General features: G+C 37.8%; 9 protein-coding genes. All 9 read left to right on the forward strand.

Going from position 1 to position 12192, the window contains the following annotated elements; genetic code table 11:
• Positions 1 to 50 precede the first annotated feature (50 nt).
• The 9 genes from rfbB to gnd all read left to right on the forward strand — a co-directional run bounded on the left by rfbB (position 51) and on the right by gnd (position 12012).
• Complete coding sequence (rfbB, locus tag V2154_RS08280; protein WP_353501820.1) at positions 51 to 1124, forward strand: dTDP-glucose 4,6-dehydratase; 1074 nt, start codon at positions 51 to 53, stop codon at positions 1122 to 1124.
• A gap of 4 nt (positions 1125 to 1128) precedes the next feature.
• Entirely contained in the window at positions 1129 to 2004 is an 876-nt protein-coding gene (gene rfbA / locus V2154_RS08285) for a glucose-1-phosphate thymidylyltransferase RfbA (protein ID WP_353501821.1), read from the forward strand.
• 440 nt (positions 2005 to 2444) lie between these two features.
• Positions 2445 to 3602, forward strand: a complete 1158-nt coding sequence (locus V2154_RS08290) for a glycosyltransferase family 4 protein (protein WP_353501822.1) — start codon at positions 2445 to 2447, stop codon at positions 3600 to 3602.
• Positions 3603 to 3621: 19 nt separating this feature from the next.
• Positions 3622 to 4644, forward strand: a complete 1023-nt coding sequence (locus V2154_RS08295) for a glycosyltransferase (protein WP_353501823.1) — start codon at positions 3622 to 3624, stop codon at positions 4642 to 4644.
• Positions 4623 to 6062 (forward strand): mannose-1-phosphate guanyltransferase, encoded by a 1440-nt coding sequence (gene cpsB, locus V2154_RS08300; RefSeq protein WP_353501824.1) that lies wholly within the window; start codon positions 4623 to 4625, stop codon positions 6060 to 6062. Before V2154_RS08295 ends, cpsB begins: the two co-directional genes overlap by 22 nt.
• Before the next feature lie 68 nt (positions 6063 to 6130).
• Positions 6131 to 7501, forward strand: coding sequence for a phosphomannomutase CpsG (gene cpsG / locus V2154_RS08305; protein ID WP_353501825.1), 1371 nt, complete (start codon positions 6131 to 6133; stop codon positions 7499 to 7501).
• 157 nt (positions 7502 to 7658) lie between these two features.
• Positions 7659 to 8990, forward strand: a complete 1332-nt coding sequence (locus V2154_RS08310; protein ID WP_353501826.1) for an oligosaccharide repeat unit polymerase — start codon at positions 7659 to 7661, stop codon at positions 8988 to 8990.
• Between the two features lie 48 nt (positions 8991 to 9038).
• Positions 9039 to 10259 carry an oligosaccharide flippase family protein gene (locus V2154_RS08315; protein WP_353501827.1) on the forward strand — a complete coding sequence of 407 codons (1221 nt, stop codon included), beginning with the start codon at positions 9039 to 9041 and terminating at the stop codon, positions 10257 to 10259.
• A 343-nt stretch (positions 10260 to 10602) separates the two neighbouring features.
• Positions 10603 to 12012, forward strand: a complete 1410-nt coding sequence (gene gnd / locus V2154_RS08320) for an NADP-dependent phosphogluconate dehydrogenase (RefSeq protein WP_353501828.1) — start codon at positions 10603 to 10605, stop codon at positions 12010 to 12012.
• Positions 12013 to 12192 lie beyond the last annotated feature (180 nt).

Here is a 12192-nt window from a genome sequence, read left to right on the forward strand (position 1 = left end):
TACGCTGATATAAAGTAAATTTACATTACTCGAAGATAGCGATTCTATAAATGAAGATTCTCGTAACCGGTGGTGCAGGCTTTATTGGTTCTGCTGTTATTCGTCATATTATTAACAATACAAATGATAGTGTTATCAATATCGACAAGCTAACTTATGCTGGGAATTTAGAATCACTGGCAGAAGTGTCTTCGAGCGAGCGTTACACCTTTATGCAAGCTGACATTTGCGATAAAAACGCTATCGAAAATATCTTTATGCTTCAGAAGCCCGATGCAGTTATGCATCTAGCTGCTGAAAGTCATGTGGATCGTTCAATCACGGGACCAGCAGAATTCATAGGTACTAACATTGTTGGTACCTATACTTTATTGGAAGCTGCTCGAGCATATTGGTCCAAGCTTGATGAGTCACCTAAAAAACTATTCCGTTTCCACCATATTTCAACTGATGAAGTGTATGGTGATTTGCCACATCCAGATGAATGGAAAGAGCAGGGGGCGTTGCCACTCTTTACGGAAAGTACAGCATATGCACCTAGTAGTCCGTATTCAGCATCAAAAGCATCAAGTGATCATCTAGTCCGTGCGTGGCAACGCACCTATGGGCTCCCGTGCATAGTAACCAACTGTTCCAATAACTATGGTCCATATCATTTTCCAGAGAAATTAATCCCTTTAGTAATTTTGAATGCACTTGAGGGGAAAAAATTACCAATCTATGGAAAGGGCGATCAAATTAGGGATTGGCTCTATGTCGAAGATCACGCGCGTGCGCTTTATACTGTCGTAACCCAAGGCCAATTGGGAGAGACTTATAATATCGGTGGTCACAATGAGAAGAAGAACCTTGATGTTGTGCTAACAATATGTGACTTACTTGATGAGATTATTCCCAATACAGAATCATACCGAGAGCAAATTACTTTTGTTGCCGACCGCCCGGGACATGACCGGCGTTATGCTATTGATTCAAATAAGATTAATAGAGAATTGAATTGGCAACCGGTAGAAACGTTTGAATCCGGTATAAGAAAAACCATCCTCTGGTATCTCGCAAATCAAAAATGGTGCAAAAGAGTGCAGGATGGCAGTTATCAACGTGAACGCTTAGGTCTGGAATAAAAATATGAAAGGTATCATTCTTGCAGGCGGTTCTGGTGCCCGCTTATATCCAGTCACCATGGGGGTCTCGAAGCAATTATTACCAATTTATGATAAACCGATGATTTATTATCCGCTTTCAGTATTAATGCTGGCGGGTATTCGGGATATTCTCATTATCACTACTCCCGAAGATCAGGCTTCTTTCAAACGTCTTCTAGGTAATGGTGATAATTTTGGTGTTCATTTAGAATATGCAATTCAACCGAATCCTGACGGTTTAGCACAAGCTTTCATTATTGGTGAGGAGTTTATTGGTGCTGATAGTGTTTGTTTAGTGTTGGGTGATAATATCTTTTTTGGTCAGGGTTTCAGCGGTAAATTGCGTTCGGTTGCTGAAAGGTCAGAGGGGGCAACTATTTTTGGCTACCAAGTTGTTGACCCAGAACGATTTGGAGTTGTGGATTTTGATTCCCAATACAATGCTATTTCTATTGAAGAGAAGCCTAAAAAACCTAAGTCAAATTGGGCTGTCACAGGGCTATATTTTTATGACAACAATGTGATAGAAATAGCAAAAAATGTCAAACCATCAAAACGTGGGGAATTAGAGATAACGGCCGTTAATGAAGAATATCTTAAAAGATCGAAACTTCACGTTGAGTTACTTGGCCGCGGATTCGCATGGCTAGATACTGGGACCCATGACAGCCTTATAGAGGCCGGAAGCTTTGTCGAAACAGTTCAAAAGCGGCAGGGTATGATGGTGGCTTGTCCCGAGGAAATTGCGTGGCGTAATGGTTGGTTAAATGATGAAGAACTGCTTGAAAGAGGACGGATATTCCAAAAAAACAGTTACGGACAATATCTTATAAAACTAGCTTATTTAACTTTGAATTAGAATTATTTTTACTCACTCAAGAGCAATATTCCATATGATATAGCTCTACTATATGCCTGCTCATTATGTTTACGTTATTTAGCTTTTCATTCATTCAACGTTTAACTGGATCGTGGAATTAATCGTCGAAGAATATAAATAATTTTTTTACTATTGATAGGCTACAGCAATAAAATATTTTAAGTTCTAGTACTTCACTATAATTCAAATATAGTGACAATCTATATTTTTCCTTATAGCCAAAACCCACGCATTCATACTACATAATAGACGTAAGACTTAGTTAATTAGAGGATGGAAAGTTCGAGATTATCAGTTAATATCTCTGAGCTGACTTCACGAGCTGAATCACTATGTTGTACTGTGATGTTGCACTCGATAATCTCATTTTCACTGAATAGTGTTCTTTTAATAGACAAAAAATAAAGATAAACAACATCATGAAAAAAGTATTATACGTAACAGGTCGATTTCCTTTCCCTCTGATCACCGGAGATGCACTTCGTGCTTATAACCAGATAAAACATATTGCTGAAGATCATTATGTCGATGTTTTTTCTATTGAACCAGTAAGTATTAAAAGTGATGAAATTACTAATATAACAAGAAATATATATTCGGCTAATGTAGGAAGACTACAAAAGGCTTTTAATATTATATTTAATTTCTATGATAGGCCGCTACAATCAGCAATGTATGTTGACTCTTCAGCTTGGAAGATACTCAGCAAAATTATAACTAATAACGATTATGATATTGTCATTTTCCAGTTGGTCAGATTGGAATGGTATGTAAAAAAAACCGCATCTTTACGAAACAAAAGAGAGTTAAATTTTGAAATATATTGTGATTATGTTGATGCATTGTCACTTAATATGCAGAATCGAGCTAACTCTGAAAAAACGTTAAAAAAATTAGTTTGCCGGAGAGAGTCAAAACAATTAGTTAAATGTGAACGTGAAATATTCCCGTTGGTAGATAAGCAAATAATAATTTCTCAACGAGATGCCGATTATATCAATGCCGGATATTTTCATATTGTGCCAAATGGTGTTAACTTACCAAAAGAACATATTTTAAAAAAAATAGAGAGTGCTGATAATAAAACGATAAATATCGTTTTTTTTGGAAACATGGGATATTACCCAAATGTGAAAGCTGCGATTCTCCTTGCAGAAATATTCCAATCATTACCTAAAAATAAATTCCAATTGCATATTGTGGGTGCTAATCCTGCAAAAAAAATCATGAGTTTGGATGAAGTGCCTGGTATTAAAGTTTACGGTTATGTGGAAAACTTACAAGATCTTCTCACATCAATGGATGTAGCTGTCTTCCCAATACTAGATGGTTCAGGGTTACAGAATAAAGTGCTTGAGGCATTTTCGCTGCAAATACCCGTTATTACCACAAGTATAGTAATGGCCTCAATAATATCATCAAAAAATTGTACGATTATAGCTAATTCAAAAGAAGAATTCATTGATGCAATTGAAAAGTTTTCACGGAATGAATTTCCAACCGAATCAATTGTAGAGAATGCCTATGAATTGATTAAAAAAGAATATAGCTGGAATAAAATAAATCATTTAATGTAAGGTTACAGGATTGTATGTCATGAAAAAAATTTTGATATTTAACTTTTATAAAGGGATCTTGTTACGTGGCATTCCTATTTATACCGATAATTTAGTATTAGCACTGAAAAAAGACGGATGTGAAGTAAAGCAATTCATCTGTCCGAAATTTATAGCTAAATTGCCGCGGGCAATAATTGATATAATGTTTGTTTTCTCTGAACAAATTTTAGTACCAATCATTGGGATTTTAGGGGGGTATGATAAAGTCATATACCCTTATAATTCCACTTCAATATTATCAGCGCTGACAAAAAAATCACTGATTATTATTCATGATTTTATTCCGAATAGAAAAATAAAGTCAGCGAAAAGTATTTCCTCTTTGTATATCGTAATTTCGCAAAGAATACATGCATGGTTGAAACGAGACGTTGCATTTGTTTCCTCAACAACCTACAGAATTGCGAGAAATGTCACTTGGCTTAAAAAGTGTGATCATTATCTATTCCCAAATGCTTTTTATCTATTCGAGAGTACGTTTAATACACTACGAAGTATCGAACCCGAGAGTGATAACTATGTAGTTCTAATTTCTGGTAATGGCTCAAATAAACAATTTGAAACAACCATGGGGCTTTGGAGTAGTTTACCCAATCAGTCGAATGCACGTCTGAAAGTTGTTGGATTGGGAGCTCATAAAATATGGGCATCCAAGATTGTAGATAAATTTCATCAAACGAATGTGGATATACTGCCCATTTTGTCAGATAAAGAGTTAGTCCAAATTATCAAAAACTCATCTCTAATGTGGGCTCATTCAACTCATGAAGGTTTTGGAAGACCAGTGATTGAGGGGCGGATTTGTGGCCTTAATGTTATTGCGACAAATATACCGGCTTTTCGTGAGCATAAAGATGATAATGTATTTTTGTATAATACTAACTCATTTGAAAAAATATATACGAGTGCACTATTGGCACCGTGCAAAGAAGAATATGAAATTAAATATCATGTGGTTTTGGAAAATGAGGTAGAGAGATGGTTAGCAAAAGAAAAATAATACCTGTGATTATGGCCGGCGGAGTTGGTAGCCGTTTATGGCCTTTATCTCGCGAACTTTATCCTAAACAGTTTCTTTGCCTCAAAGGTAAATTAACGATGTTACAATCGACAGTTGAGCGACTGAATGATATCGATTGTGAAAACCCTGTGGTTATTTGTAACGAGCAGCATCGCTTTATTGTTGCAGAACAATTGAGGGAGCTTAACAAGCTAACAAAAAATATTATTTTGGAGCCTGCTGGACGTAACACCGCACCTGCAATTGCTCTAGCGGCACTTGCTGCAAAACGAAGTAGTTCCGATATTGATCCTCTGATGCTCGTACTCGCAGCAGATCATATGATTGAGAATGAAGATGTATTTTGTAATGTAGTGCGTAACGCCACTCCATACGCAAATGATGGCAAACTTGTTACCTTCGGTATTGTGCCTAAAACACCTGAAACTGGCTATGGCTATATTCGCCGTGGAGATGAATTAGCGAAAGCTTCCGATTTAACTGCATATAAAGTGGCTCAGTTTGTTGAAAAGCCGAATCTTGAAAAAGCACAAGAATACATTTCTGTAGGTGAATATTATTGGAATAGCGGCATGTTCCTATTCAGTGCTACTCGTTACCTCGAAGAGCTTGCTAAATTCCGCCCAGATATACTTGAAGCTTGTGAAAAAGCAATGACTGGTATTGACCCTGATCTTGATTTCATACGTGTAGATGAGGAAGCCTTCCTAGCTTGTCCAGACGAATCTATTGACTATGCTGTCATGGAAAAAACTGCTGATGCGGTCGTGATGCCAATGGATGCCGGGTGGAGTGATGTAGGTTCCTGGTCTTCCCTATGGGAGGTCTGTGATCAATCCATTGAAGGAAACGTTAACTACGGAGATGTTATTAGTTTCAACACCGAAAATAGTTATATATATGCAGAATCTAGCTTAGTAGCGACTGTCGGTGTTAAAGATCTTGTCATCGTACAGACTAAGGATGCTTTGTTAGTTGCTGACCGCAATTCTGTCCAACATGTAAAAAAAATAGTTGAACAAATCAAGGATCAAGGACGGCATGAACACCACGTGCATCGAGAGGTATATCGCCCATGGGGCAAATACGACTCTATCGACTCAGGTGAGCGTTATCAAGTTAAACGAATTACGGTTAAAGCGGGGGAGGGATTATCGCTTCAGATGCATCACCACCGTGCTGAACATTGGATTGTTGTAGCAGGAACCGCAAAGGTTATCATTAATGATGAAGAAAAAATCTTAAGCGAAAATGAATCAGTTTATATACCTCTTGGCGTAAAGCATTGTTTGGAAAATCCTGGAAAAATCCCACTTGAACTTATTGAAGTGCGTTCCGGTACATATTTAAATGAAGACGATATTGTTAGATTTAAAGATCGCTACGGCCGCATTTAGTTTTTATATCATTTGCACAAGAATTTTCTTTGTGGACGAATTGAGCATTGCTTGAAGGAGCGAATAAGATGCAAAAATTGACATGTTTTAAGGCTTATGACATCCGTGGTCGGTTGGGCGATGAATTAAATGAAGATATTGCCTGGCGTATTGGACGAGCCTACGGTGATTATCTTAAACCAAAAACTATCGTGCTTGGAGGTGATGCGCGCCTGACAAGTGAATCTTTGAAACTAGCGCTTGCACGCGGTTTACAAGACTCTGGTGTTGATGTGCTTGATATTGGTATGTCAGGTACTGAAGAGATTTATTTCGCTACTTGGCACCTCAATGTAGATGGTGGTATCGAAGTCACTGCTAGCCATAACCCGATGGATTATAATGGTATGAAGTTGGTTCGTCAGGGGGCTAGGCCGATTAGCGGCGATACTGGTCTCCGTGATGTGCAGCGTTTGGCAGAGGCAAATGACTTCTCATTAACAGATGATGCTACGCGAGGTACATACAAAAAAATCTCCGTTGTTACAGCTTATATTGACCACTTATTCTCTTACATCAATATAGATAACATTAAGCCATTGAAGCTGGTTATCAACTCTGGTAACGGAGCAGCAGGGCCAATTATTGACGCCATTGAAGCACGTTTTAAGGCTCTAGAAGTACCGCTTACTTTTATTAAAGTACATAATACGCCGGATGGTAACTTCCCTAATGGCATTCCTAATCCGCTGTTACCTGAATGTCGTGCTGATACTAGTAATGCTGTGATTGAGCATGGTGCAGACATGGGAATAGCATTCGATGGTGACTTCGATCGTTGTTTTTTGTTTGATGAAAAAGGGCAATTCATAGAAGGTTACTATATTGTTGGCCTATTGGCCGAAGCTTTCTTAGAAAAACAGCCGGGATCAAAAATAATTCATGACCCACGTTTATCTTGGAACACCGTTGATATAGTGAAACGCGCAGGTGGTACTCCAGTTATGTCAAAAACTGGTCATGCATTCATTAAAGAGCGTATGCGAGAAGAAGACGCTATTTATGGCGGAGAAATGAGCGCACACCATTATTTCCGTGATTTTGCATACTGTGATAGCGGAATGATCCCATGGATATTAGTAACTGAACTCTTATGTTTAAAAGGTAAATCATTGGGCGAATTGGTTCATGATCGAATGAAGGCATTCCCAGCTAGTGGTGAAATTAATAGTAAAGTCATAGATCAGGCAAACATCATCGATTCTATTCTAGAAGATTATAAAACGGATGCTCTTATCGTTGATTATACTGATGGTATTAGCATAGATTACGATTTATGGCGTTTCAATTTGAGAAGTTCCAATACCGAACCTGTTATTCGACTAAATGTTGAGTCAAGAGCGGACGAGGCGTTGATGGCATCAAAAACAGCTGAGCTACTCAAGAAAATTAGAAAATAATTCGTCGATAATAAACACTGAAGTGTATCTTGCTATCAATGCGGGATGCACTTTTAATTTTTCTCTAAATGTTTAGTTGCGATTATTGTCTCATTGATTAAGCCATTGATGTTGATTGGTTATTAATAACACCTATTTAATTTATGCTGCGAGAAATATGAACGCTAAAAATGAAAATCCTAATAGAAATACGAATGTGTTGAAGTATAGCACTATATATATTGTTGTCCTGGCTTCTTTACTCTTTGTTTTTTTAGAGAACACCATTAGTGCAGTATTATTCAAATCAACCTTAGATGTGTTGGCAGTTATATCAACCGCTCTATTTTGTTATATAATGGTGTACTTCTACATAAACAGAGCAAAATATTTCTCAATGCAACTTTTATTTGCATTCATTTTTTCGATGATAATAGGTTTGCCAGCTGTTTATTTGTATTTTTTTAAAGATGCCAATAGTGGTTTTGAGTTAGTGTGTGTGTGGGGCATACTTATTAATATAGTTCTTTATTTGACTGCAATTAATGGGGGCGTAGTCCAACAAAAAAATAAAATAAACGCTTATTTCAAAAATATCTTTTTTTTGGTTTCATTTTGCCAGGTTATTAAAGTCGGCGTGTATTTAAAATTCATCTTAAGTTCAGGGTTGGGGCATTTAGCAATCTACACAGAAGGTGAAGAACTCTTATCCAATGTACCGTTTATAGTTCGTGCTATCAGTGGCTTGTCATTGGTAATGTCATTGGCTATTTTTTATTATGATAGCCCAAAAAAATTCAAGGTTATAGCTTTTACTCTATTGCTTTCAGAGTTGTTGATTGGTATTAGAAGTAAATTTTTCTTTTCATTAATTTGTGTTATTGTACTTTCCTTATATGTAAATAAAGAAAAAGTTAAGCGTGTTTTCCTTATAATATCTCGCCCGCAATATCTTTTTTTAGGGTTTACAATATTTTCACTTATTTCATATTTTCGGGAAGGTTATCAAATAAACTTTATTGATTATTTGGTTGTGGTTCTGGACTCATTATCGTCTACACTTGCAGGTTTACAGAATCTGTATTCGCTTCCTATGAGTCAAGGATGGGGGGAATTGCACTCAGTGACAATTTTTACGCAAATTCTACCGTTAAGCGGGTTTGGTTTTTTAAACGACAATCAAATTTATAAAGACTTCTCAATTATTGTTTTAGGTGATATTTCTAGTGGAATAGCTCTATCGTCTTCTGGCATTCTTGAGTCTAGTATTTTAAGTTTGAATTTCAATGTTGTGATCTATTTATCATATCTTTTAATAGTAATGTCTATGATTTTAAAAGGTTTGAACAGTAAGCTTACATTTGTAAACTTCATTGCAATAGCTATGCTGCCTGGTTTCTTTTATTCCGTGCGGGGGGAATTAATTCTACCATTTGCATATATTATCAAATCACTACCAATAATAATGGTCTCGCCTTTTTTAATATCGAAAAGCAGTAGTGAACGATGAAAAAAACATTGCATTTTTTTAAATCACGTAACATAAAAGGGTGTTAAAATGCTGAAGGATATTTTCACTGATGGCATTTATGCACTTTTAAATAAAGTGTGCTATTTTGGAGCGAAAACACTTTCAATTCTTATGATCACGCGTGAACTCGGTATTGAGAATGGTGGTTCATTCATTCTTTTAGTCGGAACACTCGAGATTTTAAGAGTTTTGGCGGACTTTGGTGTTGATGTTTATGTGATAAGGAAGTATACAGAAGCCGAAAGAAGATTAGAATTATTAGGCAATGTGTTCTGTCAAAAACTCATTACAGGTTCCTTATTTTCTTTTCTTTTCTTTGTTTACTGCTATTTTGCAGGTTATAGTTTCAACGTTTATGGGCCAATTGCTATTTCATTATTTTTCGCAATGTTTTTCAATATGGCCGGTAGTTTCTTTCAATCGTTGAATTCAAATAAATCCCTTACGCCTATTATTATCATGGTAACCACACTTGTTGTTTGCGTCTTATTAATTGGCTATGTAATGAAGGTGGGGTTTAGTGCTTGGTATTACCTTTTTGTGGAGGTTTCCTTCGTTTCTGCGGTTTCTTTTTTTCTTTTAAGATACTTAGGCTTAACATTTTTACCACAGTTAAGAAAAGCTTCACTAAAGAATATATTATCATTATATAATAAAACAAAAAGTATTGGGTTTAATGCAATAATTGTTATCTTTTATAGTCGACTCGATAATTTTTATATTAAGCACTTCGACCCAGCAAGCTTGGCATCATACGGGCAAGTTTTTAGATTAATAGATCCTCTGGTAATGATATCTTCGGTGTTTTCTACCGTGGCTTATGCCAGGTTTAGTCATTATGATTTAAGAGAAGGGAATCTTATAAAAAAAATATCTCCTTTTTTGTTCTGTGTCATTCTTTATGGTATAGTTAGCTCAAGTTTATATTATTTTGCTGTTTCCACCTTTGGTCATAATGTTATTTTATATTCTAGTGATGTCAATGCCATTGTGATATGTTTCTTGCTTGTTGCTTCAATAAAATGTGTTAATGGTGCTCTCACGTCTATAATACAATCGCAAGGACTTTACCGATTTGGCCTCTATACGGCGAGTGTATGTATTATTGTGGCAGTCCCTTTGATGTATTTTTTAGTTCTAAAATGTGGTGCTGTTGGCGCTGTATATTCTATTATTGCAGTAGAGTCTATTAGTTTATTACTGCTATTAACCTGTGTGCTTATGATGAAAAGGAAAACAAAAAGTTAAGAGTCATGTACACTGGCTTATTAATTAAGTCCTCAAAAATAATGACTTAAAAATGTATTACCATAAAACGGCTTGGTGTTTACATTTCTTTGAGTTCTATTCATCTTTATCCTTCACATTGTTAATGTGGGGAATGGCATAAAAATATGCAGTTGGTTTTTTTTATCGCTCGTTAGTTAAGTACGTCAAATCGCACTTTGTGATCGCTGCGATAGGTTCCTCCTTTCGAAAACTCATGTACAATGCTGATGTTCATTTGTATAGCCCAGCTTGTATAAACTCACTAATTACATGGGTTTAGACCATAAACTGAGCAATCAACTATTTTAGACAGGAGTTGCTAATGTCCAAACAACAGATCGGCGTTGTCGGTATGGCGGTAATGGGCCGTAACCTCGCGCTTAACATTGAAAGCCGTGGTTATTCCGTTTCGATTTATAACCGTTCAGGCGACAAGACTGATGAAGTGATCGCTGAAAACCCGGGTAAAAATCTGGTTCCGCACTACAGCGTCGAAGAGTTTGTTGACTCGTTGGAAAAACCGCGTCGTATCCTGCTGATGGTGAAAGCGGGCGAAGCAACAGACAAAACCATTGCTTCATTGACTCCGCACCTTGATAAGGGCGACATCCTGATAGATGGCGGCAACACCTACTACAAAGACACTATTCGCCGTAACCGCGAACTGTCTGAGCAAGGTTTCAACTTCATCGGTACCGGCGTTTCCGGCGGTGAAGAGGGCGCTCTGAAAGGTCCATCTATCATGCCTGGCGGTCAGAAAGAAGCTTACGCGCTGGTTGCTCCGATCCTTGAGCAAATCGCTGCTCGTGCTGAAGATGGCGACGCTTGTGTTGCTTACATCGGTGCTGATGGTGCAGGTCACTACGTGAAGATGGTTCACAACGGCATCGAATATGGCGACATGCAGCTGATCGCTGAAGCTTATTCCCTGTTGAAACAGTCTCTGGGTCTGACCAACGAAGAGCTGGCTAGCACCTTCGTTGAGTGGAACAAAGGCGAGTTGAGCAGCTACCTGATCGATATCACCAAAGACATCTTCACCAAGAAAGATGAAGAAGGTAAATATCTGGTTGATGTGATTCTGGACGAAGCAGCTAACAAAGGTACCGGTAAGTGGACCAGCCAGAGCTCTCTGGATCTGGGTGAACCACTGACTCTTATCACTGAATCTGTATTCGCTCGTTATTTGTCTTCTCTGAAAGATCAGCGCGTTGCGGCATCCAAAGTACTGACTGGCCCAACCGTTAAACCTTTCTCCGGAGAGAAAGCAGAGTTTATCGAGAAGATCCGTCGTGCTTTGTATCTGGGTAAAATCGTCTCTTATGCGCAAGGCTTCTCACAGCTGAAAGCAGCATCCGACGAAAACAACTGGGATCTGAACTACGGCGAAATCGCTAAGATCTTCCGCGCTGGTTGTATCATCCGTGCTCAGTTCTTGCAGAAAATCACTGATGCTTACGCAGAAAACGCGTCAATTGCTAACCTGCTGTTGGCTCCGTACTTCAAAAACATTGCTGACGAATACCAGCAAGCGCTGCGTGATGTAGTCTCTTATGCTGTTCAGAACGGCATCCCGACTCCGACATTCTCTGCTGCGATCAACTACTATGACAGCTACCGTTCTGCGGTTCTGCCAGCTAACTTGATTCAGGCACAGCGTGACTACTTCGGTGCACATACTTACAAACGCACTGATAAAGACGGCGTGTTCCACACCGAGTGGTTGGATTAAGTTAAATTTACTCGTTGCTGATTAATAATCATACGACCCTTTAAGTGGGTCGTTTTTTTATTTGCTTTACTGACTCAGCAGGAATGCTAAAAGTTATTTCTGGGTATTATTAATTTCAGAATCTGTTGAATTTCGGTGCAATCCGAACAAAATACCTATTTTTCAGTTAGGTATTCCTGA

Origin of the sequence: Ewingella sp. CoE-038-23 (assembly GCF_040419245.1) — a bacterium.
Taxonomy (GTDB): Bacteria; Pseudomonadota; Gammaproteobacteria; order Enterobacterales; family Enterobacteriaceae; genus Ewingella; species Ewingella allii.

Excerpts from the sequence above, each read along its gene's own strand:
- cpsG (WP_353501825.1), top strand. The coding sequence starts at position 6,131 with ATGCAAAAATTGACATGTTTTAAGGCTTATGACATCCGTGGTCGGTTG.
- V2154_RS08295 (WP_353501823.1), top strand. The coding sequence starts at position 3,622 with ATGAAAAAAATTTTGATATTTAACTTTTATAAAGGGATCTTGTTACGT.
- gnd (WP_353501828.1), top strand. The coding sequence starts at position 10,603 with ATGTCCAAACAACAGATCGGCGTTGTCGGTATGGCGGTAATGGGCCGT.
- V2154_RS08310 (WP_353501826.1), top strand. The coding sequence starts at position 7,659 with ATGAACGCTAAAAATGAAAATCCTAATAGAAATACGAATGTGTTGAAG.
- rfbB (WP_353501820.1), top strand. The coding sequence starts at position 51 with ATGAAGATTCTCGTAACCGGTGGTGCAGGCTTTATTGGTTCTGCTGTT.
- V2154_RS08290 (WP_353501822.1), top strand. The coding sequence starts at position 2,445 with ATGAAAAAAGTATTATACGTAACAGGTCGATTTCCTTTCCCTCTGATC.
- rfbA (WP_353501821.1), top strand. The coding sequence starts at position 1,129 with ATGAAAGGTATCATTCTTGCAGGCGGTTCTGGTGCCCGCTTATATCCA.
- V2154_RS08315 (WP_353501827.1), top strand. The coding sequence starts at position 9,039 with ATGCTGAAGGATATTTTCACTGATGGCATTTATGCACTTTTAAATAAA.
- cpsB (WP_353501824.1), top strand. The coding sequence starts at position 4,623 with ATGGTTAGCAAAAGAAAAATAATACCTGTGATTATGGCCGGCGGAGTT.